This window comes from Bdellovibrio sp. 22V, assembly GCF_030169785.1.
Taxonomy (GTDB): domain Bacteria; phylum Bdellovibrionota; class Bdellovibrionia; order Bdellovibrionales; family Bdellovibrionaceae; genus Bdellovibrio.
The window spans coordinates 813,047-836,884 of record NZ_CP125854.1; the positions used below are offsets into that span (position 1 = coordinate 813,047).

Sequence of the window (23,838 nt, forward strand, 5' to 3'; positions counted from 1 at the left end):
GGTAACTTTGATCCACATTTTGAACCCCAAAATCTTCCACAGCTCTATCCACAGTCCACATTCACACACCTGTGATATTGTGGATCCTCTGTTCTAAATCTTCGATATCTTTAGAAATATCTTGATCCGTCGCCTGTAGATTCTTCACACGTTCTAGAGCATTCATCACAGTAGTGTGGTCTTTTCCGCCAAAAGCTTTACCGATATCCACAAGAGACTTGTCGAGGAACTTCTTAATCAGATACATCGCGATTTGACGTGGAACGACAATAGGTTTCGCACGAGTTGAAGACTTTAAGTCTAAAACACGTACTTTATAGTGGTCCGCAACGAGCTTCATGATCTCCTCCACAGAGATTGTGGACTGAGTTTCATGATGCGAAAGAATGCGTTTCACGAGGTCATAGTCGATCGGAAGACCCTGAAGCTCCGAGAACATTTTGATCTTCTTTAAGTTGCCTTCCAACTCACGAATAGAACGTTTGGAAATACGCGCGATGTAGTTCACAACGTCTTCAGGAAGACGCACGTTAAACTTTTCAGCCTTATAACGAAGGATCGCAATACGTGTTTCCAGATCCGGCATTGTGATATCCGCGATCAAACCACGCTCAAGGCGCGTTCGGCTGCGGTCTTCGAGGCCGTGGATATCCTTCGGCATTCGGTCGCTGGCTAGAATAACTTGCTTACGGGAATCAATAAAGCTGTTGATCGTGTGGAAAAACTCTTCTTGAACAGCTTCCCCGCGAGCAATGAACTGAACGTCGTCGACGAGCAAAATATCGGAATTCTCTCGATATTTTTGTCTAAACTTATCCATTTCATGGCGGCGGATGGCTGAAATACACTCATTCATGAAACGTTCAGCCGAGATATAGGTGATTCTAAGTTGTTGATATTGCTCACGAATATGGTTTCCAGCGGCGTGTAAAAGATGGGTTTTACCCATCCCAACCGGTCCATATATATAGAGAGGGTTGTAATCGTCTGCTCCCGGGTTTCTAGCCACGTTAAAGCAAGCCGCATGCGCAAATTCAGAGTTTTTACCCACGACAAAGGTCGAAAAAGTCAGTTCTGAGTTGAGAGTATCCGGACCCGACCTTGGTTGAGTAACCTGGATATTCTGAGTACGAGCCAGCTGAGCTTGCAGGATTTCAGTGCCGCTCATAGCGTCGTCCGGTGTGTAAGAAGTCTCAATATGAGTATTTACTTTGTTGCCCGTAATACTAAACTCGACCTCAAACGGTTTTCCATAAGTATCTGAAATTTCAGTATAAATCTTATCTTGAAGGTTCTCGATAACGAAGTACTGATGAAGAGCATTGGGTACTCCGAGTATCAATCTGGGACGTTCGATGGTCCCAGTCGTATTCACGTACTCAATAGGATCAAGCCAGGTATCCAACAACTTGTTATTGTCGTTCCTGCTCTTCATCTTTGATTTGATTAGTGTCCAAAATGACGAGTTTAACTCCACGCGATTCCCCTCAAAACCACGGGCTTCTTAACAAGGGGAGCTGAAGTTTTCAACAGTTGACCTTATTGCCGCGATGTGCTTTATTTATGCCCCACGTATCTAGTTGTGAACAACTTTGTGGAATACATATATAGATGTAACTGACGTCAATTAGCGTCGTAATTTAGCACTCGGGGAGTTAGTCATGAAACGTACATACCAACCTTCAAATAAACGTCGTAAAGCTACACACGGTTTCCGTGCTCGCATGGCTTCTAAAGCTGGCCAAGAAGTTCTTAATCGTCGTCGCGCTAAAGGAAGAAAGCGTTTGACGGTTTCTACAGGTGGAAAATAGTTCTCCACACATTATAAAGCGAAGCTCTGAGTTTCTCTCTCTCAAACAATCGGGAAAAAGATACTGGCCTACGAAATGGTTGCTTTTGAATTATCAAAAGAACTCTGTAGGTCAGTTGCGTTTTGGTGTAACTGCGAGCCGCAAAGTTGGGTCTGCAGTCGTCCGAAATAAACTGAAACGTTGGAGTCGAGAGTATTTCCGAGCTTCTCTTGTGGCGGGAAAATCTATTGAAGCCGACATCAACATCATCTTTAAACCTATGGAATCCAACTTTTACAAAGGCCTTCCACATGAGGAATTTGTCAAAGCTATGGATCGCGGTTTGGAAGTCGTACGAAAGAATATCTAAAGGTCTTCTTTGGTTCTTCGTAGCTTCTTATCGTACTGTTGTAACTACTCATCTGGGTGGTTCTTGTCGCTTTGAACCTAGTTGTTCTGCCTATGCACTCGATGCAATTAAAACTCATCACACACATAAAGCTTTGTGGTTAATCACAAAAAGAGTGTGTAAATGCCGTCCCGGTGGACCTTTTGGGTACGATCCGGTTCCCCCTAGAGGAGGAAAGCTCCATGCAACAAAAGAATAACAACCCTTCTTTTTTTGAACCAAAAACTATCATCGCCGTAGCCACTGTTGCTCTGGTTTACTTCGGCTGGCAAACTTACCTCGGCAAAAAATATCCTTCTTACGGAAAAGCTATTAACGCCACTTCTGAAAAGAAAGAGGCGCAAACTCCAGCGGCAACTGCGACTCCTGCCGATACCGCAAAAACTCTTGAAACAAAATCTGAAGTAGTTGCCGGCGCTCCGGTAAATCCGGAACAAACTTTTACATTCTCAAACGAAAAAGTGGCGTTCACCCTGACTAATCACGGAATGGGTTTGAAGAACTTCACGGTGAATAACTATCAAGATAAAGAAAAGAACAACATCAAGCTTGGAACTTCTGAGCACACTGGTCTTTTCGAAATGCGTTTTGCAGGCGATACGAAGCCGCTTGATTTTGCAGTGACTGAGCAAGCTCCAGGTCATTATATTGGTACTGCGCAAGTAGGAACGACAGTTGTTAAAAGAGAGTTGAAGTACAATCCGGAAAACTCTTCTTTCTCAAATACAGTTTCTATTTCTAATCCGACAGAAGACTTCAAAAAAGGTTTCTCGCTTCTTATTCCTGAGGCGGTCACTGTGCAAGGATCTTCCTCTTTCTTCCTTCCTTCTTATGAGCACCAAGATTTCTTCGTCGTTCATACAGGCGGAAAACATGAAACAGTGAACTTCAGTAATGCCAAAGAGAATGTGAATCAAACGATCGGCGGCACGTCTATTATCTCTGTAAGTTCTCAATATTTCGCGGCGGCTATTCTAGATAAGTCTGAAATCATTCCTGAAGTGAATTTGTCTGCGCAGGTGGCAGAGAAAAAAGCATTGGCGGAACTTGTTTATAAGCCTGTGCAATTGAAATCAGAAATGATCTTCTCTGAGATCTTCTATGCGGGTCCTAAATCCATCGACGCTTTAAAGGCCGTGGATCCTGAGCTTGCACAAATCATTGATCTTGGTTTCTTTGGTTTTATCGCGCGTCCCCTTCTTTACGTGATGAAGGCGTTTCATGCGATGGTCGGAAACTGGGGTTTCGCGATCATTCTTCTGACTCTTCTTGTTCGTCTTGTCGTTCTTCCTTTCAACATCATGTCTTTCAAGTCGATGAAAGCGATGCAAAAGGTTCAGCCGATCATCCAATCTTTGCGTGAGAAGTATAAAGACGATCCAATGCGTTTGAATCAGGAAATGATGTCTGTAATGAAACAAAACGGCGCGAATCCAATGGGTGGATGTTTGCCGATGTTGTTGCAGATTCCTATTTTCTTCGCTCTTTATCGTGTGATCGGTTCTTCTGTTGAATTGTACAACTCTCCATTTGTTGGATGGATTCATGACCTTAGTGCGCATGATCCGTTCTATGTTCTTCCGGTGTTGATGTCTGTGTTCATGTTTATCCAACAAAAGATCACGCCATCCACAATGGATCCGACGCAAGCGAAGATCATGTTGTTCTTGCCAGTTGTGTTCTCTCTTTTCATGTTGCAATTGCCTGCGGGTCTTACGCTTTACATGGTTGTAAGTACTCTTTTCGGTATCGTTCAGCAGTGGTTGATCATGAGAGACAGAACGCCGAAGGCAGCTTAATTTTTAAATTTGTTTTAACTAGGAGGTATCATGGGTTTTTTCAGTAAGCTTTTCGGGGGGAAAAGCAAGGGTGCAAACAACGAAGTTGAAGCACTTGTTCAAAAGACCTTAGAGGGAATCATCGAGAAAGCGCAATTTGATCTTTCGTTCGAAGTAAGAACGGATAAAGACGAAGATGGCAGCGCTACTTTGGCTGTTGAATTCAACGGCGCAGACGAAGAGATCTTGAAAGATAAAAAAGGTCAGATGTTGGACGCTTTCCAATTGTTCCTTAAGCGCGTTATTCAACATAACTTCCCTGAAGATAAAACAAACGTCACTGTTGACTGCGGTGGTTACCGTGATGAGTCTGCAAACGCTTTGATCGAGCGCGCAGAAAACTTGAAAGCAATCTGCATTGAGCAAGGCAAATCTGTATACTACCGTGCTTTACCACCAAAAGATCGTAAAGTGGTTCACCAGTATTTGGCGAAGGATCCACGCGTAAAAAGCCGCTCACTAGGTGACGGTCTTTACAAAAAGATCAAAATTTATCCTGCCAAGGGACAATCCCAAGGCGGCGCTGCTGAAGAAGCATCGTCTAATGATTAATCCGCACAAGCGGGTAGAGTAAGGGCCGCAAGGCCCGAGAGGAAAAAATGTTCCGAGGAGATCGTGATCAAGACACTATTTGTGCGGTCTCCACTCCTCACGGAGTGGGCGGAATTTCTGTTATAAGAGTTAGCGGTCCACGCACTCTTTCGATCGTTTCACAAATCTGTCAGTTTTTGCCTGAACATCCTGAGTCTCATAAAGTTTATTTCGGTGTTTTGACGGCGACGTCGAGCGACCACGAAACAAGCAATGAGATTGATGAGGTTTTGGCGACATACTTCAAGCATGGCCGTTCTTTTACGGGTGAAGAAGTTATCGAAATTTCTTGTCACGGAAGTCCCGTTATTTGCCAAAGTATTTTGCAGCAGTTGGTTCTTTTAGGCGCGCGTCCCGCGGATCGCGGTGAGTTCACATACCGCGCCTTTATGAATGGAAAACTAGATCTGGTTCAGGCGGAAAGTGTCCTTTCCTTGATTGAGAGTCAAAGTCAGCAGGCCGCTCGTTTAGCTCTTCGTCAGTTGAAGGGCTCCGTTTCTCATAAATTAGAAGACATCGAAAACGACATGACATGGATTCTTGCGCATGCGGAAGCGGGAATCGATTTTTCTACCGAAGGTATTAAAGTTGTCGAAAACGATGTGGTTCTTGGTCGCCTTGATAAAATTGAAAATGGTCTTGAGGAACTTGTCGGTACTTTCAAAGTCGGTCGTCTTTTGAAAGACGGATTCCGTGTGGTTTTAACAGGTCTTCCCAACGTGGGAAAATCAAGTCTGTTAAATCTTTTCTTGGAAGATGAGCGCGCTATTGTCACAGATATTCCTGGGACAACTCGCGATGTGATCCACGGAGATACAAGCTACAAGGGTGTAAAGTTCACCTTTTTAGATACAGCCGGCTTGCGTGAATCGGTTTCAGATCTTGTCGAAAAAATCGGTATCCAGAAAAGTCGTGAGGCCACCGGCGAATCTGACGTCGTTTTTTTTGTTTTTGATATCGAGCAGGGTCTTTCTGCCGAAGAGTTGTCTATTTTGGATGGTTTAGACCCACAAAGAACCTATATTTTAGCTAATAAAACAGACCGTCTTTCAGCTTCTCCAACCGTGGAAAGTGTCGAAAAATCTCTGAAAAACAGTAAATTTTTCCAAAAAATCGGGGACTTAGAGAGCTTCCTCAAAAGAAGGGTGTTCTTTGTCAGCGCTCTTGATAAAAAGGTGCGTTCTCGTGTCCTTGAAGAACTTGTGAAGGAATTCGCTGACTTGCAGATGGAAAACACGGTTTTGATTTCCAACTCTCGTCATTTGGAAAATCTCTCTCGAGCTCTTGAGAACACACGCCGCTCGAAAGGTTTAGTGGAGCAGGGAATGGGCGAAGAGTTCTTAGCAATTGAACTCAAAGAAGCTCTGATCGCGATCCACGAAACTCTCGGCAAACGATTCGATGATCAAATCATGGATCGTGTTTTTAAAGAGTTTTGTATCGGCAAATAAGCCAGAGAAAAATTATGAGCACAAAAAAGTATGATGTCATAGTAGTCGGCGCGGGACATGCGGGCGTGGAAGCTTGTTTGGCTTCGGCTCGTCTTGGACTTCAAACGTTGATGGTTACATCAAATATTTCTCGTATTGCTTATATGAGCTGCAACCCTTCGATCGGTGGACTTGCAAAAGGTCACATGGTTCGTGAAATTGATGTCCTTGGTGGACAAATGGGTGTTGCCGCCGATGAAACTTGCATTCAGTACAAACGCCTTAACTCTTCGAAAGGTCCCGCGGTTCGCGGAACTCGCGTTCAGAATGACAAGCATCTTTACTCTCAATTCCAAACGGAAGCTTTAAAAAATCAAGCGAACTTAGATCTTCTAGAAGGTGAAGTAAAACGTCTGATCTTGGAAAAAGATCTTTGCGTGGGTGTTGTTCTTCAAGATGGTTCCGAGATTTTTGCGAAAGCCACGATCATCACAACCGGTACTTTTATGAATGGTGTCATGCATATCGGTCTTCGTCAGGAAGCTGGCGGCCGTGTCGGTGATAAGCCTTCTATTGGTTTGTCTGATCAATTGGCGCAATTTGGTTTTGAAGTGAAGCGTTTAAAAACCGGAACTCCGGCGCGTCTTTTGCGCGATAGTATCGATTGGTCAAAAACAGTTCCTCAAGGTGGCGACGAAAAGATTTATCCGTTCAGCTATCGCTCTTCTGATAAATTAAAACTTCCTCAAGTTCTCTGTTATTTGACTCGCACGAGTGAACAAACGCACGAAATTATTCGTAATAACTTGGATAAATCTCCGATGTTCTGCGGGATTATCGAAGGTGTTGGCCCACGCTATTGCCCATCTATCGAAGATAAAATCACTCGTTTTGCGGAAAAAACAAGTCACCAAACTTTCTTAGAGCCGGAAGGTCTTTCAACGGACCTCATTTATCTTCAAGGCATTTCAACAAGTCTGCCTGAAGAAGTTCAGGATGAATTTTTGAAAACCATTCCTGGCTTAGAGAGTGTTAAAGTCGCTCGTTACGGGTATGCCGTTGAGTACGACTATATAGAACCAACACAAATCTGGCATCGTCTTGAAACTCGTACGATTCGTCAGTTGTTCCTTGCGGGACAAATCAATGGAACTTCCGGTTACGAAGAGGCTGCTGCTCAAGGTTTGGTAGCGGGAATTAATGCCGCTCACAGCATCTTGGGCCGTGATGAATTTATTCTTGGCCGTGACGAAGCTTACATCGGCGTCTTGATTGATGACCTTGTGACAAAAGGAACGAAAGAACCTTATCGCATGTTCACGTCACGCGCAGAACACCGTCTTGTTCTTCGAGAAGATAATACTATCGACAGGTTAGGTGCTATCGCTGCGAAAATTGGTATTGTTTCTGAAGCCTCGATGAATGTTCTTGAGAGCCTTCAAGGGAAACGTAAGTCTTTGCTTGAAAAATTGCGCACGGAAAAGATTTATCCAACCAAAGATGTGCAAGAATTGTTAAAGACAATTCCGACTCCAGAACTAACAAAGTCCTTAACATTTGAAGAGTTACTGCGTCGTCCTGAGATTTCGAGTTCGCATCTAGAGATGTTCAATTTCAGCGTGGACGCTGATCCGAACGTCAACGAGCCGGTTGAAATTGAAGTCAAATATTCTGGTTATGTGAAAAGGCAGATGGAACTTATCAATCAGTCCAAAAGACTCGAAGAAATGCTTCTTCCAGAAGGCCTTGTGTATGCTGACATTCGTGGTCTTTCTAACGAGGAGAAAGATAAGCTGCAACGCGTTAAGCCACGTACCTTAGGCCAAGCTCAGCGCATCAGTGGTGTCAATCCATCTGCGATTCAGGCTATAATGATTCATCTAAAGGGTCATAAAAAAATCAAGGAGATGCAGCTTGAAGGACAACAAGGAACAGGAAGCGCCGATCATATACTGGCGCACAGATGAGTGGTTTCCGGATCTAAGTCCTGAGGTCAGATCTCGACTTAAGACCTATCATGAGGAGCTGATTAAGTTTAATCGTACGTTGAATTTAATCTCTCCAAAGACCCTCTTTGTCGCTGATGCCATTCACTTTGCTGACTCTATTCTCGCATCTCGAATTATTTATACTGCAAATCCTAAGATGGACAAAATCTATGACCTCGGAAGCGGTAATGGCTTTCCAGGGATGGTATTTGCGATTTTATATCCGCAGGTGCAAGTAGTGTTGGTAGATACCGATCAGCGCAAGTGCGAATTCCTGAAACATCTGGCGTCTTCGTTGAAACTTACGAACGTGACTGTCGAAAACAAACCCGTCGATGCATTTCCGGATGGTTCTATGCCGTTTGCCATGGCTCGCGGTTTTGCTTCTATTTCTAAAGCCATTCTTCTTACAAGAAAGACCGTTCCTAAGGGCGGCGTTTTCTATCATCTTAAGAGTGAAGAGTGGGGTATTGAAGTGGGGGAAATTCCGACACAGCTTTGTTCTATTTGGAGCCCTTCACTTGTGGGAGAATACAAACTTCCGGTTGGCGCTGTGAAGTTTTCAGTCGTTAAAACAGATAAAATCGCATAATTCGAAATGTTCCACGTGGAACATCAATGAGAAGAGCCCTCGGCCGTCGGTGCGGGGGCTTTTTCGTTTCCAAAACCCAGTTCTTTCATGCGTTCTTGCACGCTCCAGTCTTTCTTTGCGGCTCGGAGCTTTTTTTCCACCTGATAGGAGTCCCACTCCTTAGGATCAGGCCAAGGTTCATTCTTTTTGAATGCCTGGAGGTAGGATTTCTTCGATTGTTTCTTGCGGGCTTCGATTTTGAGTTCTAGATACTGTTTTTCCTGATCGAGGCGAGTAATAAGCGCCTTTGTTTCATTCACACGCTTTTGCGCGTATTTAATTTGCCCTGTTTGCGGAACGACGTCTTTCAATGCCTGCTCGTGCTCTTCGAGAGTCTTTTTCTGTGCTTCGAGCTGCTGGGATATCGATGCAAGAGAAGAAGTAAGATCACCGTAAATAGGATCCTTCAGCTCCGGATTTGGATCGGGCTTATTACACGCGACTAGGAAAAAACAGATGGTGATTATGCTGATTAATCTCATACAGACAATTGTTCCACGTGGAACATCGGCATTTTGATGGAAAAACATAAGGTGTGGCGCGATAAACTGGTCTTTACGCTTGCATGTTTTTCGAAAAAGTCAGATTTTTGATTCTCAAGGAGGAAAAATGGCAAAAACAATCTGCATAGCTAACCAAAAAGGTGGTGTTGGTAAGACAACGACGTCTGTAAACCTCTCCTCTGCGCTGGCTACTCTTGGAAAACGAGTACTCTTGATCGATATGGATCCTCAGGGCAATGCTTCGAGCGGTTTGGGTATCAAAAGATACGACAGCCAAGACGCGAATAGCTACCACGTCCTTATCGGTGAGAAAACTCTCAGCGAGGCTATTCAAAACACAGCAAATCCTAATCTAAAAATTTCAACAGCAAATCCTGACCTTGTGGGTGCAGAGATCGAGCTTGTTGATATGCCGCAGCGTGAATATCGCCTAAAGCAAGCAATCGCGACAGTGGCTGATCAATTTGATTTTGTCTTTATTGATTGTCCTCCGTCTTTGGGTCTTTTGACTTTGAATGCATTGAATGCGGCAGACAGTTTCTTGGTTCCTCTTCAGTGTGAATACTATGCGCTTGAAGGTTTGAGCCAGCTTTTGAATACGGCGGGTTTGATCAAAAAGAATTTGAATCCGCAACTGCACATCGAAGGCATCGTCCTTACAATGTTTGATGTTCGTAACAACCTCAGCCACCAAGTTGTGACTGAGATTAAAAATCATTTTGGCGAGAAAGTTTTCAACGCCATCATTCCAAGAAATGTTCGCCTCAGTGAGGCACCAAGCCATGGTCAATCCATCCTCGAATACGACAGCAAATCCATCGGCGCACAAAGATACTTGGAGCTAGCTAAAGAAGTGATTGCTCGTTCAGACGCAAAAACGACGACAGCTGCGACTCCACAGACTGAACAAAATGCTTATGAAGGGGAAGTAAATGTCTGATTTTGCTGTTGAATCATCAAACAAAAAGAAAGGCCTTGGCCGCGGATTGGGTTCTCTTTTAGGTGGCCCGGCTCCTGCGGAAATTCCAACGCCAAAAGCTTCCACGACTTCAGCTCCGGCTCCAACTCCTGTTAATAATACGACAGTAGCTGCGCCAACTCCTGCTCCCGTCGCCCCTCCCGTAGACCCAGAGAGCAAGATTTGGAAAGTAGGGATTGATAAACTTTCTCCAGGTAAATATCAGCCTCGTACATCTTTTGAGAAAGAGCCGCTACAAGAGCTTTCTCAGTCTATTAAAGAGAACGGAATTCTTCAGCCGATCGTGGCTCGTCGTACGAGTTCTGGAAAATTGGAAATCGTAGCCGGTGAACGTCGCTGGAGAGCTGCGCAACTTGCAGGTCTGCATGAAGTTCCAGTTATCCTTAAGAATTACGATGACAAACAAGCGTTGGAACTTGCGATTGTTGAGAATATTCAACGTGAAGATTTGAATCCAATCGAAGAGGCGGAAGGTTATGCGCGCCTTATTTCTGAATTCAAACTGTCTCAGCAACAAGTTGCAGAGAAGGTGGGTAAAGATCGTGCGACCGTAGCTAATGCGGTTCGTCTTTTGTCTTTGCCTGAAGAAGTAAAATCCATGATCACAGCTAATGATTTGTCAGTGGGTCATGCGAAAGTTCTTCTTTCTTTGCCAGAGCCAAAAAAACAAATCGAATTCGCGAAGAAAGTCGTGAACGAGAAAATTGCGGTTCGTAAGCTCGAAAAAATGGTGCAAGCTGTTGTAAAGGGTAACGCGGATGAAGCGGATGAGTCGCCAAGTTTTGATTCAAACGTTACGCAACGTCTTATTTCCGGTTTGAGTGACGAGCTTCAAAAAATGCTCGGAACAAAAGTGAACATTGATTATTCCAATTCAAAGGGTAAAATCAGTATTCATTTTTACTCAGACGACGAACTTACTAATTTAGTAGATAGGCTCAAAGAAGGATGGCAGTAACTTTTCCTCCCTCACTTCAAGAAGATCTCCTTTCTGGTCATGTGACAGCAATCCTTGACCAGGGGACGCATTTCGAAGGAAAGCTCAGCTTCGAAGGCACCGTGCAAATCGGCGGGGATTTTAAGGGGGAAATCTTTACTAAGGACACTATCGTTATTAACGAAGGTGCCACCGTTTCAGCTCAAATTGAGGCCGATACAATCGTTATAAGTGGCCGGGTAGAGGGAAATCTCTTTGCCCGCCGCAGAGTTATCATGCACCCGCCGGCTGTGTTTAAAGGCACAGTGACATCCCCGAGTTTGCGTATCGATGAAGGGGTTGTATTCGAAGGGGCGTCCTACATGCCTAAGTCTTAGGCAGCAACATTATCAATAAGTAAATTGACCTTGACCAGTTCCGAGTCCGGATGCTACTCCCTAGGCTCAAAAAATCAGTAGGGATTTCAACCAAATGGACATTTTTGGACAATTAGGTATCAATACCACGGCAGCCTTTCAGTTTGTTCTTTTTGCTATTGCTTTGATCTTTCTAAGCAAAGTTGTATTCGCGCCCTATGCGCATGCTCTTGAAGAACGACAAAGAAGAACTAAAGGGGGCGAAGATCTAGCCCTTGAATTTCAAAACAAATCCGTAGAGTTGCAAAGCGAATACGAAACAAAAACGCGTGAGTTGAATTCTCAAATTAAAGGCATCGTAGATGCTGCGAAATCTCAAGCTAATAAAGAGTATGAAACTCTTGTAGCAAAAGCGCGTGCTGAATCTGAAAAAATGGTTCAAGACAACCGCAACAAAATCACAACTGCCATTCAATCAGCTGCGGCTGACTTGAAGTCTCAAACAAATGCAGTTGCAATGGCGATCACTACTAAGTTGTTAAAATAAAAAGAGAGAAGACATGAAGTTGCTTTTGAATCTTTTCATTATCTTGGCTCCTGCTCTTGCGATGGCTGCTGGTGGCGGTCACGGCGACGGGCACATTCCTAAAGCTGTTATGTACCAAGCAATCAACGTTGCGATTTTGGTTGCAGGTCTTATTTATTTCACAAAAGACGGAATCGTTTCTTTCTTCGCAGGAAGAAAAGCGGCTTACCTTGAGGCTGCAGAAAAGTCTGCCTTCGCGCGTGAGCAAGCAGAAAAAGAATTCGTAGATATCAAGCACAAGCTTGCAACTTTGGATGCGACTCGCGAAGAGTCTCTTCGTAAAGCTCAGCTGCACGCGGAAGACATGAAGAAACAAATCATGACTGAAGCTGAAGACGTTACGAAACGTATTCGTCAAGATGCAGAGCTGACTGCAAAGCTTGAAGTTCAACGTGCACAAAACGAATTGCGCGCGCAACTTTTGAAGGATTCTTTGGAAGCCGCTCGCAATGTGTTGACGAAAGATCTTGGATCTTCTGATCAACAAAAACTTCAAAAAGATTTCATCAACAACGTTGGAGTGTAACCCATGAGAGTCAGTGAAGTTGCTAGAAGATATGCCAAGGCCCTCTTGGCTGTTACAAAACAACAAGGCACATTCAAGCAGGCGTTTGCAGAGCTTCAAGCTCTTGCACAAGCTTTCAAAGCAGACGCTTCTGTAAAAACATATTTTGCAAATCCAATGGTTTCTTCTGATCAAAAAGTAGCGGCTGTAAAAGCGGCTCTTAATAAAGGAGTTTCTCAAGAGGTTCTAAATACTCTTGTCCTATTGGGTGAGAAAAATCGTCTCGATATCCTTGATCAAGTTGTTGAAGCTTTTCAACAAATGTTGGACATCGAAGAAGGCGTTACCCGCGGAGTCGTTCGCTCTGCTCAGCCTCTATCAGCTGATGCGCAAAAAGAGATCGAACAAAAGATCAATAAGGTTTTGAACAAGAAGATCGTATTGACTTACGAACAAGATCCTAAGCTTTTGGGCGGCGTTGTTGCTCAAGTGGGTGGATGGACGTTCGACGATAGCATCGACACACATCTTAAAAAATTGAATGAAGAATTAAACAGGAGAGCCAACTAACAATGGAAACACAAATTCGTGCTGACGAAATCAGTCGTGTTCTCAAAGAACAAATCAATCAATACAACAAAAAGATTGAAGTAAGCGAAACAGGTAGCGTTCTTTCCGTAGGGGACGGTGTTGCCCGTATTTACGGTCTTGAAAATGCAATGGCGGGTGAGCTCGTTGAGTTCCCAGGTGAAGTATTCGGAATGGTTTTGAACCTTGAAGAAGGTCACGTTGGTGCCGTTTTGTTCGGTGAAGATCGTCAGATTAAAGAAGGCGATACTGTTAAAAGAACTAAAAAAATCGTTTCCGTACCAGTTGGTGAAGCTCTTCTTGGTCGCGTAGTAGACGCTCTTGGCAATCCAATTGATGGCCGTGGTGCTCTTAATACGCCTCACTCTCGCGTTGTTGAATTGAAAGCTCCTGGTATCGTTTACCGTCACCCAGTTGAAGAACCTCTTCAAACAGGTATCAAAGCTATCGACGCTCTTGTACCAATCGGACGTGGTCAACGTGAGTTGATCATCGGTGACCGTCAAACTGGTAAAACAACTATCGCCGTTGACACGATCATCAATCAAAAAGGTCAAGGCGTTCACTGCTTCTACGTAGCTATCGGTCAAAAGCAATCTACAGTTGCTCTTGTTGTTGAAAAGCTTCGTGCAGCAGGTGCTCTTGAGTACACAACTATCATCGCGGCGAATGCGTCTGATCCAGCTCCACTTCAATATCTTGCTGCTTACTCTGGTACGGCAATGGCGGAATACTTCCGTGATACTGGCAGACATGCATTGATCGTTTACGATGACTTGACGAAACAAGCTCAAGCTTACCGTCAGTTGTCATTGTTGTTGCGCCGTCCCCCAGGACGTGAAGCATACCCAGGCGACGTATTCTATTGCCACAGCCGTTTGTTGGAGCGTGCTTCTAAATTGTCTGCCGATAAAGGCGGCGGTTCATTGACTGCATTGCCAATCATCGAGACTCAAGCGGGCGATATCTCTGCATACATCCCAACTAATGTTATCTCTATCACTGACGGTCAGATCTTCCTTGAGTCTGATTTGTTCTACAAAGGTATCCGTCCGGCTATCTCTGTAGGTAAATCTGTATCTCGCGTGGGTGGTGCCGCTCAAATTAAAGCGATGAAACAAGTTGCGGGTTCTATGAAACTTGAGCTTGCTCAGTTCCGTGCGATGGAGGCGTTTGCTGCATTCGCATCTGATCTAGATAAAGCAACTCAACAACAGCTTTCTCGTGGTCGCCGTCTTGTTGAAGTTTTGAAACAAGCTCAGTACCAACCAGTAAAAGTTGAAGAGCAAATCGTTATGATCTTTGCTGCATCTAATGCATTCGTTGATGCTTACCCAGAGACTGACGTTAAGAGATACGAAAAAGAAATGATCGAGTTCTTGAAGAACAAGCACTCTGACATTCTTAAGACTATTTCTGAGAAGAAAGCGATCGGCGACGACACTAAAAAAGCGTTGTTGGCAGCTCTTGAAGAGTTCAAAGCTATCTTCCAACCTTCTAAACAATAATTTGGTGCTTAAATGGCAAGCTTGAAGGATATCCGGGCTCGGATCGAGTCCACAAAAAACACCCAGCAGATCACGAAAGCGATGAAGCTCGTGTCTGCTGCAAAGTTGAGAAAGGCGCAGAATAACATCGTTAATATGCGTCCTTATGCTCTGACTTTGCGTAAGGTGATTGCGGATATCGCTGTGACAAACAAAGTGTCGCATCCGTTGATGGAGAAGAAAGAACAAGTGAAGAATGTTTTGCTTGTTGTTATCACTTCTGATCGCGGTCTTTGCGGCGCTTTCAACAGCAATATCAACAAATTTACCGAAGCTTATTATAACGAGAATAAAAGCAAACTTGAAAAGATCGATTTCCTTTTCATCGGCCGTCGTGGTCATGACTACTTCTCAAGAAGAGGAATCAAGTCCGTGGATTATATCACGAAACTTGATAAGGATATTTCTTACGAGTTGGCATCCAAAGTCGCAAACCGCGTAATGAACGACTACCTCGAAGGTCAATACGATGAAGTTCGTATCGTTCATAACGAGTTTAAGTCTGCGATCTCTCAGGTTGTAGTTGCTGAAACAATCTTGCCAATTGATCTTGGCTTGACGACTTTCAAAACTGAAACAGAGAAGTCCAACGACTTTGCCGTAGACATGATTTTCGAACCAGCTCCTGAGCAAATCATCAAAGAATTGCTTGAGAAGCACTTCGACCTTCAAGTTTACAGATGTATGTCTGAATCCGTTGCCGGCGAACATGGTGCTCGTATGAGCGCGATGGAAAACGCGACAAACAACGCGAAAGAGATGATCAACAAACTCACTCTGACATACAACAAATTGAGACAAGAAAAGATTACTACAGAATTGACTGAAATCGTATCTGGCGCGGAAGCGCTTAAATAGGGAGCTGAATAATGGCATTCGGTAAAGTAAAACAGGTATTGGGTCCCGTAGTGGACGTAGAGTTCGAAGGCGGTGAATTGCCTGCTATCAACTCTGCTCTTCGTGTAACAAATAAATTTATCTCTGACGCTGAAATGAACCTTGTTCTAGAAGTTGCTCAGCACTTGGGTGACGGTGTTGTTAGAACTATCGCGATGGACCAAACTGAAGGTCTTGTTCGTGGTGAAAAGGTGAAGTCTTTGGGAACTCAAATCACAGCTCCAGTAGGCCGTGAAGCTTTGGGTCGTATCATCAACGTAGTTGGTGAACCTATCGACGAAATGGGTCCAGTAAACGCAAAAGAAAACTGGGGCATCCACAGATCTGCTCCTAAATTTGAAGATCAAGCAACTGCAGCTGCGATGTTGATGACTGGTATTAAGGTCGTTGACTTGCTAGCACCTTACGCAAAGGGCGGTAAGATCGGTTTGTTCGGTGGTGCGGGTGTTGGTAAAACAGTTCTTATCCAAGAACTTATCCGTAACATCGCGACTGAGCACGGTGGTTTCTCTGTATTCGCGGGCGTTGGTGAACGTACTCGTGAAGGAAACGACTTGTGGCGTGAAATGAAAGAGTCAGGCGTTATCTCTAAGACAGCGCTTGTATTCGGTCAGATGAATGAACCTCCTGGAGCACGTGCGCGTGTTGCATTGACTGGTTTGACAGTTGCGGAATACTTCCGTGACGTTGAAAATCAAGACGTTCTTTTCTTCGTTGATAACATCTTCCGCTTTACTCAAGCGGGTGCCGAAGTTTCTGCATTGTTGGGTCGTATCCCTTCTGCGGTAGGTTACCAACCAACATTGGCAACTGAGATGGGTGCTCTTCAAGAGCGTATTACATCGACTAAAAAAGGTTCTATCACTTCCGTACAAGCGGTTTACGTTCCTGCGGATGACTACACGGATCCAGCTCCAGCTACGACATTTACTCACTTGGATGCGACGACGAACCTTGACCGTGATATCGCGGCAATGGCGATCTTCCCTGCGGTTCACCCATTGACGTCTACTTCACGTCTTTTGGATCCGAACGTTATCGGTGAAGAACACTATAAGTGTGCTCGTGACGTTCAAGCATTGTTGCAACGTTACCGTGAACTTCAAGATATCATCGCGATCTTGGGTATGGACGAGTTGTCTGAAGCGGATAAACTTGTTGTATCTCGTTCTCGTAAAATCCAACGTTTCTTGTCTCAACCATTCTTCGTTGCGGAGCAGTTCACTGGCTTGCAAGGTAAATACGTTGATATCAAAGACACTGTTAAAGGTTTCCGCGAGATCCTTGACGGTAAACACGATGCTCTTCCTGAGCAAGCGTTCTACCTTGTTGGAACTATCGAAGACGTTATCGAGAAAGCGAAGAAGTTGCAGGGTTAATCCTGCTCTTCTGATCAAAGGGCAGGCTGCATAGTCTGCCGTTGAAAGGTTGAGATATGTTTAAACTTACGATCGTGACTCCAGAGAGACGTCTTCTTATCAACCAAGAGGTTGAAGAAGTGACTGTTCCTGGCTTCAAAGGAGAACTCAACATTCTTCCTGGTCACGCGCCATTGATCACGACACTTGAAACAGGTGTTATGAGATGGAAATTGAAGGGTAAAGAAAAGCAAGACCAAGCTGTTATTAGCTGGGGTTATTGCCAAGTCAGCCCTGAAGGCGTGAACGTTCTTGCGAACATCGCGGATCTTCCAGAAGAGATTGATCTTCAAGCGACAAAAGAATATTTGGCGCAATCTGAAAAACGCATCATGAACGAACTTATCACTGACGAAGACTGGAATGACTTCCAACGTGAATGGGCTCGTGCAAGAGCGAAAGTTGAAGTGGCTGAAGGCCACGCTAAGAAGTAGTCTTAGTTTCTAGCTATTTGAATTTCTAAATCGCGCAGTATCTCATCCAGGTGCTGCGCGATTTTTTTTCCTGAATCCGCATGATTGAAATAAAGCTGTAGAACTCGCAGATAACCTTTTTCACTTCTCACAAGGCGCGGAGATCCTAAATTCACTACGACAAGTCTCTTTTTAGTTTCCATCGGCATCGACCTCACAAGTGCCGACGTGCGCGGCCCCGTGACGGCTGCGAGTGTGAACGAACACTTCTTGGCTTTCATCCACTCTGCGACGGTTTCTTTCTTAAAATCTCCCGCGAGCATAAGACTGTCGACACTTCTGTGGGCGGAACTTTTAAAAGACTTTATGAAGGATGCGGACGGAGCTACGACGCAGATTTTTGGCGTCGAAGCAGGTTTTCTTTGTTTGCCGCCCTTCGTGGGAAGCGTGCGCGGGATCAGGCTCGATTTTAGATTGAGTGCAAAGATGTTCGACTCTAACTCGGAATAGTCTTTCGAGGTTAATGACGGTCCTTGCAGCAGGGGAGACTGTGAAGGATTTCTTCTATAAAGATTGGCGAATGCCTTCACCGTCAGGATTCGGCGCAGTTTATTGTCGAGATCTTCTTTCTTGAGTTCATTCTTGTGAACGGCATTTTTCACGTACTCAAACGCGCGTCCTTGATCGGCAAAAGACCACGTGAGCATCACAATATCTGCACCTGCTTGAAGTGCTTTTAAGGCGGCCGCTTCCGGGCGAAGAAGTTGTTTTGAGCCTTGCATCTGCAAGTCGTCAGTCACGACAAGACCCTTGTACTGCAGCTCCTCGCGCAAAAGAGATGTGGAAATCTTTTTGGAAAAACTGGCGGGCTCGCGCGATTCATCCAGTGCAGGATAAATCAAATGTGACAACATGAGTGCGACACGATCACCCAGCTTGGCGTAAGATTCGTAAGGTCGAAGATCATTGTTTTTCAAAAACTCAAGCGAAGAGGTGTTCTGCACAACCGACGTGTGCGGGTCAGCTTTAAGATTTCCCGTACCAGGGAAATGCTTTGCTGTAGGAATCACACGCGCTTTGAGTAATCCTTTCGAGTAGGCAACTCCGAGCTCACCGACAAGCTGCGGGTCCGAGCCAAACGAGCGCACGCCGATAAAGCTGCTTGAAAGAGGATCCGTTACATCCAGCACGGGTGCGAGATTCATATTGAATCCGACCTCACGAAGAAAAAGTCCAGTTTGGTATCCCATCTCCTCAGCCAAAAGCGGAGACTGTGTCTGTCCTAGTGCGAGCGCATTTGGTGGCGCCGGCGTAATCGGAAGGCGAGAGACCGAGCCGCCTTCTTGGTCGATGGCGATAAGTGGTGGAAGCTTCGAGTACTTAAAGCTGGTTTTATAAAGAGCGGTGTTGAGATCGCGAATCTGTTCTCCAGAGACGATGTTGCGTTTAAACAGCAAGTACGCTCCAGGCTTGTATTGTCCGATGAATTTCTCTAAATCCGGGGTGATCGTTTTTTGCGGGAATCCGACGATAAAAAGCTGCCCGACTTTTTCGTCCACAGTCATCTGCGCGATTTTTTTATCGATAAGAGTAGTTAAAGGCGTCGGCTTAGCTAGCACAAGGTGGGGAAATAAAGTGCTCAGTAGAGTAAGACTCAAAATCTGAAGAATTTCCCTGATATACTTATGCATATAACTTAAGAGTATCACTCGCAGCTTTTGAAGGTAGACGAGATTTGAGAGACAGCATGAAATTGCACCAAGGTCTGAGATCACTAGTTTGTATATTGTTGCTGATATGCCTTACTTCCGTGTCATGGGCTCAGGATGAGACAGGTCTTGAAGAAGAATTCGATGCAGCCATCTCGGAAACTCCCAGTGATGAAGCCGTCATTACCGAAGAAACCCCACCGCCACCTGTTGAAAGCGAAACCACGGTTCAAGAAGATGAATTCGTTATACCGGCACCAGAGCCCGAGATGACGCCGCAACCGGAAGTTGTCGAAGAAGCACCGGTTATTCCAGCTCCTTCTTCCGATGTGCAACAACAGCCTGAGCCTCAATTGGTCGAAAGAGAAATTGACGACCGCGAAGCGCCGCTAGTCGAGGTGGAATTCTATCAAGACAACTTGGCTCCGTATAAAGAGCGCCGCGAGACGCATGGAATTTATTTCGGGATCGATTATGAAATGCTCGAACTAAAAAACTATGTTTCGACATTGGATGGTCTGACTTACGATGCGATGTTTGGCTCCGAGACAATTCCGCTTTTGCACCTGAGTGTTGATTATAAGTACAACTTTGTCTTGGGTTCTCTGGCTTTCGGAATTGATTTCGGAAAAGGCAGCCTATCTGCCGACAAGAGTGGCTCTGAAAGAACTTTGGATATTACAAAGTATGGCGTCGGTCTGAAGTTCACACTCGACAACTTGATGAATGAACCTTACATCGCTCCTTATGTCGGACTGAATATTTGGCAGATGGGTATTTCTGAAGAAAGCCCGACGGACTCATTTTCTGCGACGACACAGATGGGTTATAACTACACAATCGGTGCCTTACTACAGCTCGATTGGTTGGATTATCAAACAGCCAAAGAGACAACTTTCAATTGGGGACTTGAAAACACCTTCGTAGATATCTACGCCACTCAGTACGCGAAAACTTCGGCGGACGACGATCCGAATACCGAAACGGATTTCCTATATGGCGCGGGTTTGCGTTTAGAATTCTAGATTTTTAAAGTTTTTAATGCGGCATTGCCAGAAAAAACAAGCAGGCACCTTTTCAGAGCATTCTTAGATCAGACGGAGGAGGGATTCTAGCTCTTCGTGGACAGCGGACCAAGAGATTGTTGGGAGTTTGATATTGAGGCGGTTGTCTGGCGTGATCGAGTATTTTTTGCTCTCGCGGACCGCCAATTGAATAACCGTTTCCGGTTTGAGTTTTGTTTTTTCAGTGAAGATCAATGAAACAGATTTAACGCCCGCACTGATGTCACGCACGCCAAGCTCTTTACATTGTCTACGAATGAGCATAAGACCCATCAAGTTCACGGTCGGCTCAGGAATGGGACCGAATTGATCGCGCAATTCTTCTTCGATGCGATCAAGATCGTCGTTTGAGGTGATTTCTGCCAAAGCTTTATAATAACTCAGACGAATACGAATATCAGAAATGTAGTTATCCGGAATCATCGCAGGGATTCTGAGATTGATCTCTGGATCCAGCTCCATGTCTTCGACTTTTTCGCCTTTTGCTTCAGCCAAAGCCTCATTCAAAAGATCCATGTACATTTCGTAGCCGACAGAATTGATGTGACCCGATTGTTCTTCGCCAAGAATATTTCCGGCACCGCGAAGTTCAAGATCGTATTGAGCGATTTTAATACCGCTGCCAAGAGCTGTGTTCTCTTGAATAATTTTAAGTCGCTCTTGCTGTTCTTTATCGAGCTTACGATTTCTTGGCATCATTAGATAACAATAAGCACGTGTCTTACTGCGACCGACACGTCCGCGAAGCTGATAAAGCTGCGACAGGCCGAACATGTGTGCGGAGTCGATAAACATGGTATTCGCACGAGGAACGTCCATACCGGATTCAACAATCGCCGTACAAATAAGAACATCGATTTCGTGATGGAAAAACGCGAGCATTGTTTTTTCCAGTTCATGCTCTTCCATCTGTCCGTGACCCACGCGGATGCGCGCCTCAGGAACGATGTTGCGAATTTCATCAGCCAAGCCGTAAATAGATTCAATGCGGTTATGGATAAAGTAAACTTGTCCGCCGCGGGAGATTTCCGCAGTAATGGCTTTACGTATTGTCTCTTCATCAAACTTCGTTACAAAAGTACGCGTGGGAAGACGGTCTACGGGAGCCGTGTTAATCAAGCTCAGATCGCGGATTCCCACAAGGCCCATATTCAGCGTGCGTGGGATCGGCGTTGCCGACAAAGTCAAAGTGTCGACGCTCGTTTTCATCTTTTTGATTTTTTCTTTATGAGTGACGCCGAACTTTTGTTCTTCGTCGACGATCAAAAGACCCAGATCTTTAAAGCCGATTGTCGAGCCTAAAAGCTTATGAGTGCCAACGACGATATCGACTTTGCCGTCCTTAAGATCTTGCAAAGTCTTTTTCGTTTCTGCCGGAGGAACAAAACGATTTAAAACGCGAATGTCCACCGGCCAGCCGTCAAAACGCTTCTTTAAAGTTTCGAAGTGCTGGAAGGTAAGGACGGTCGTTGGCGCAAGCAACGCCACTTGTTTCTTTGCTTGCACTGCAAAGAAAGCCGCGCGCATCGCGACTTCCGTTTTGCCGAAGCCAACGTCACCGCAAACCAAACGGTCCATCGGTTTTGTCGACTTAAGATCTTTAAGAATGTCGTTGATCGCACGCATTTGATCAGCGGTTTCCTCGTAAGGAAAACTGTTTTCGAAAAGCTGAATTTCATTTTCGTTGAAAGCAAACGGCGGGCGATGCATTTCAGCGCGCTTGGCGTAGAGGGCAAGCAAGTCCGCAGCGATATCGCGCACGTGCGCCTTAACTTTGGCTTTGGTTTTTTCCCAGGCCGTGCCGCCTAATTTATCTAAGATTGTCGTTGCGGCAGCTCCAGAAAATTTTTGCAACTGACCAACGCGATAGACAGGTAAATAAAGTTTATCCTTATCTTTGTAGCCGATCTGAATGTATTCGGACTCAACGCCGCCGATGTTCATCAGCTTAAGGCCTTCGTACTGACCCACACCGTGTTTAACGTGCGCAACCAGATCGCCGGGTTTTAAATCACCGAACGCAAGACGCTTGGCTTGTTTCTGAAAATCTTCGGCTCCCGATGACTCACGCGCGCGTTGTTTTTTCCCATAAAAATCTTCATCACGAAGAAAAACAATTTTCTCTTCATCAAGACGAAGGCTTTCAGAAAGATAGCGAGGAATAACATGCACAAGTTGAGAATCGCTGTCTTGTTCTAACAACCATGAATCCCAGCGGTACTCATCTTCGTTCGCACGAGCGACTTTCAACCCCAGTTTGTCAAAGACCAGCTTCAGACGTTCAATGTGAGATTGATTTTTCGTCCCGATGAAAATGCGATAGCCTTCATCGCGCCAACGATGAAGTTTATTTGTCGCCGCTTGCAGCCACATCTCTGAACCGACGGGGTTTGCCAGACTTAGATTGCTAAAATCTTGAGTCAGCGAAGCGCGGTATTCCACTCGTGCATCTTGCGACTCTTCTTCTTCAAAGTATTCAAGAGAAGAAAAGTAAATTTGCCGAGAGTTTTCCGGAAACGAAAGTTTTTCAAACGAGGTGTAAAGCAAATCTAATTCAGGACGAATCACATGAGTTGAGCTTGAAGCGTAATCCGCTTTAAGCTCTGCCGTTGTTTCATCGGCCCAGCGTGAGATCTCAACAGGGTCCAAGAACCAAAGATTTACGGCGCCAGGGAAATGATCCGAAGGATGTGACAATTCGCCATAGAAATAGGGCAGAAGAAACTCAATTCCCGGGAAGGCATTTTTTAAAACCAACGAACGCAACGTCTCTTCCGCATCGGCTTTATCGACTTCGCGATTTTCTAATGTCGCGCGCACACGCTGTAAAAGTCGTTCATGGGTTTCGTCGCGAAATAAAACTTCTCGTGCCGGCGTGAGCGTAAACTGTTTGACTTCATCTTCGCTGCGCTGATCAGAAACATTGAAATGACGAATCGATTCGATTTGATCCCCAAAAAGATCCAGGCGTACTGGATGATCTTCGGTTGGCGGGAAGAGATCGACGATACCTCCGCGCAAAGCATACTGACCTTTGTCTTCGACCATGGGCGCTGAAACATATCCGAGCGAATTTAAATATTCGGCGATATCTTCAGGAAGCTCGTCTCCGCTAGACAGAGTTTTTGAAAAATCCTTCAAAATTTTTACCGGCAAGGTCTTTTGCATCAACGCGTCAGATGAAGATATGAAGATTTCTCCAGCTTTCGCGTTTTGAGCTTTTGAAAGAAAACGAAGACGGTCGGCGATGATCCGTGAGTTCGGGTAAAGCCCGGAATATGGAGAGACATCGAAAGCCGGCAGAATATAGCTTTGACGAGTTGGGTCAAAGAACTCAATAAGCTGCTGCAAACGAGCGGCTTCAGACGCACTCCCAACCACAACTAAGTGCGGCAAGCCGTTGATTTTTTTAGAGTATGTCTGCGACAAAAAGTAAGCAAGCGCGAGCGGAGACGCAGCTCCGGTCACTTGAATCTTTCCTCGGGTTGTTTCGAAGGCTCTTTCCAGGATGGTTTCAAGCCTCGTATGAGTCATTTCGGCTTTCATTTGGTGGGCTCATCTTGCCACGCTTATCGCCTTGTTTCCATTCATATTTCTTGGATTTCACTGACGACACATATATAACTAATTGAAATCCAAATAATAACGACAACTTTGGA

Annotated in this window: 23 protein-coding genes; 19 read left to right on the plus strand and 4 right to left on the minus strand. The window is 45.0% G+C overall.

Annotated elements, in window-relative coordinates; translation table 11 throughout:
• Positions 1-61: 61 nt before the first annotated feature.
• Positions 62-1,477, minus strand: coding sequence for a chromosomal replication initiator protein DnaA (gene dnaA, locus QJS83_RS03915; RefSeq protein WP_284607795.1), 1,416 nt, complete (start codon positions 1,475-1,477; stop codon positions 62-64).
• A gap of 184 nt (positions 1,478-1,661) precedes the next feature.
• Between dnaA and rpmH the strand changes: the two genes are divergently transcribed.
• Genes rpmH through rsmG form a run of 8 tightly spaced genes read left to right on the plus strand, consistent with a single transcriptional unit; the run spans position 1,662 to position 8,638 of the window.
• Positions 1,662-1,811, plus strand: a complete 150-nt coding sequence (rpmH, locus tag QJS83_RS03920) for a 50S ribosomal protein L34 (protein ID WP_284607796.1) — start codon at positions 1,662-1,664, stop codon at positions 1,809-1,811.
• On the plus strand, positions 1,801-2,160 hold the full coding sequence (gene rnpA / locus QJS83_RS03925) for a ribonuclease P protein component (RefSeq protein ID WP_284607797.1): 360 nt from the start codon (positions 1,801-1,803) through the stop codon (positions 2,158-2,160). Before rpmH ends, rnpA begins: the two co-directional genes overlap by 11 nt.
• On the plus strand, positions 2,102-2,398 hold the full coding sequence (gene yidD / locus QJS83_RS17455) for a membrane protein insertion efficiency factor YidD (protein WP_350159260.1): 297 nt from the start codon (positions 2,102-2,104) through the stop codon (positions 2,396-2,398). Before rnpA ends, yidD begins: the two co-directional genes overlap by 59 nt.
• Positions 2,382-3,998 carry a membrane protein insertase YidC gene (yidC, locus tag QJS83_RS03930; protein WP_284607798.1) on the plus strand — a complete coding sequence of 539 codons (1,617 nt, stop codon included), beginning with the start codon at positions 2,382-2,384 and terminating at the stop codon, positions 3,996-3,998. Before yidD ends, yidC begins: the two co-directional genes overlap by 17 nt.
• A 30-nt stretch (positions 3,999-4,028) precedes the next feature.
• Positions 4,029-4,589, plus strand: a complete 561-nt coding sequence (locus QJS83_RS03935) for a Jag family protein (protein ID WP_284607799.1) — start codon at positions 4,029-4,031, stop codon at positions 4,587-4,589.
• 47 nt (positions 4,590-4,636) lie between these two features.
• Positions 4,637-6,079 (plus strand): tRNA uridine-5-carboxymethylaminomethyl(34) synthesis GTPase MnmE, encoded by a 1,443-nt coding sequence (gene mnmE, locus QJS83_RS03940; protein ID WP_284607800.1) that lies wholly within the window; start codon positions 4,637-4,639, stop codon positions 6,077-6,079.
• Between the two features lie 14 nt (positions 6,080-6,093).
• Positions 6,094-8,025, plus strand: a complete 1,932-nt coding sequence (gene mnmG, locus QJS83_RS03945) for a tRNA uridine-5-carboxymethylaminomethyl(34) synthesis enzyme MnmG (RefSeq protein WP_284607801.1) — start codon at positions 6,094-6,096, stop codon at positions 8,023-8,025.
• Entirely contained in the window at positions 7,973-8,638 is a 666-nt protein-coding gene (rsmG, locus tag QJS83_RS03950) for a 16S rRNA (guanine(527)-N(7))-methyltransferase RsmG (protein WP_284607802.1), read from the plus strand. Before mnmG ends, rsmG begins: the two co-directional genes overlap by 53 nt.
• A 23-nt stretch (positions 8,639-8,661) precedes the next feature.
• Here the strand turns inward: rsmG and QJS83_RS03955 are convergent, their stop codons facing one another.
• Positions 8,662-9,159: a hypothetical protein gene (locus QJS83_RS03955; protein ID WP_284607803.1), complete on the minus strand. Its 498-nt coding sequence runs from the start codon at positions 9,157-9,159 to the stop codon at positions 8,662-8,664.
• 127 nt (positions 9,160-9,286) lie between these two features.
• Between QJS83_RS03955 and QJS83_RS03960 the strand changes: the two genes are divergently transcribed.
• From QJS83_RS03960 to atpC, 10 genes are all read left to right on the plus strand, one after another.
• Positions 9,287-10,120 carry a ParA family protein gene (locus QJS83_RS03960; RefSeq protein ID WP_284607804.1) on the plus strand — a complete coding sequence of 278 codons (834 nt, stop codon included), beginning with the start codon at positions 9,287-9,289 and terminating at the stop codon, positions 10,118-10,120.
• Positions 10,113-11,117 (plus strand): ParB/RepB/Spo0J family partition protein, encoded by a 1,005-nt coding sequence (locus QJS83_RS03965; protein ID WP_284607805.1) that lies wholly within the window; start codon positions 10,113-10,115, stop codon positions 11,115-11,117. Before QJS83_RS03960 ends, QJS83_RS03965 begins: the two co-directional genes overlap by 8 nt.
• Before the next feature lie 41 nt (positions 11,118-11,158).
• Entirely contained in the window at positions 11,159-11,473 is a 315-nt protein-coding gene (locus tag QJS83_RS03970) for a bactofilin family protein (RefSeq protein ID WP_284607806.1), read from the plus strand.
• A 94-nt stretch (positions 11,474-11,567) separates the two neighbouring features.
• The gene (locus QJS83_RS03975) at positions 11,568-11,999 is read left to right on the plus strand and encodes an ATP synthase F0 subunit B (protein ID WP_284607807.1); all 432 of its coding nucleotides are present in this window, start codon (positions 11,568-11,570) and stop codon (positions 11,997-11,999) included.
• 13 nt (positions 12,000-12,012) lie between these two features.
• Positions 12,013-12,564 (plus strand): ATP synthase F0 subunit B, encoded by a 552-nt coding sequence (locus QJS83_RS03980; protein WP_284607808.1) that lies wholly within the window; start codon positions 12,013-12,015, stop codon positions 12,562-12,564.
• 3 nt (positions 12,565-12,567) lie between these two features.
• Positions 12,568-13,113 (plus strand): ATP synthase F1 subunit delta, encoded by a 546-nt coding sequence (gene atpH, locus QJS83_RS03985; protein ID WP_284607809.1) that lies wholly within the window; start codon positions 12,568-12,570, stop codon positions 13,111-13,113.
• A gap of 2 nt (positions 13,114-13,115) precedes the next feature.
• On the plus strand, positions 13,116-14,639 hold the full coding sequence (atpA, locus tag QJS83_RS03990) for a F0F1 ATP synthase subunit alpha (RefSeq protein WP_284607810.1): 1,524 nt from the start codon (positions 13,116-13,118) through the stop codon (positions 14,637-14,639).
• A 12-nt stretch (positions 14,640-14,651) separates the two neighbouring features.
• Positions 14,652-15,536: an ATP synthase F1 subunit gamma gene (gene atpG, locus QJS83_RS03995; RefSeq protein ID WP_284607811.1), complete on the plus strand. Its 885-nt coding sequence runs from the start codon at positions 14,652-14,654 to the stop codon at positions 15,534-15,536.
• Positions 15,537-15,547: 11 nt separating this feature from the next.
• Positions 15,548-16,954, plus strand: coding sequence for a F0F1 ATP synthase subunit beta (gene atpD, locus QJS83_RS04000; protein ID WP_284607812.1), 1,407 nt, complete (start codon positions 15,548-15,550; stop codon positions 16,952-16,954).
• Between the two features lie 56 nt (positions 16,955-17,010).
• Entirely contained in the window at positions 17,011-17,427 is a 417-nt protein-coding gene (gene atpC / locus QJS83_RS04005) for an ATP synthase F1 subunit epsilon (protein ID WP_284607813.1), read from the plus strand.
• A 2-nt stretch (positions 17,428-17,429) separates the two neighbouring features.
• Here atpC and QJS83_RS04010 read toward each other — a convergent pair whose 3' ends face one another.
• A complete protein-coding gene (locus QJS83_RS04010) occupies positions 17,430-19,025 on the minus strand; it encodes a glycoside hydrolase family 3 protein (protein ID WP_284607814.1) in 1,596 nt (531 codons plus the stop codon).
• Between the two features lie 191 nt (positions 19,026-19,216).
• Between QJS83_RS04010 and QJS83_RS04015 the strand changes: the two genes are divergently transcribed.
• Positions 19,217-20,140 (plus strand): hypothetical protein, encoded by a 924-nt coding sequence (locus tag QJS83_RS04015; RefSeq protein WP_284607815.1) that lies wholly within the window; start codon positions 19,217-19,219, stop codon positions 20,138-20,140.
• Between the two features lie 63 nt (positions 20,141-20,203).
• Here QJS83_RS04015 and mfd read toward each other — a convergent pair whose 3' ends face one another.
• On the minus strand, positions 20,204-23,725 hold the full coding sequence (gene mfd / locus QJS83_RS04020; protein WP_284607816.1) for a transcription-repair coupling factor: 3,522 nt from the start codon (positions 23,723-23,725) through the stop codon (positions 20,204-20,206).
• Between the last annotated feature and the right edge of the window lie 113 nt (positions 23,726-23,838).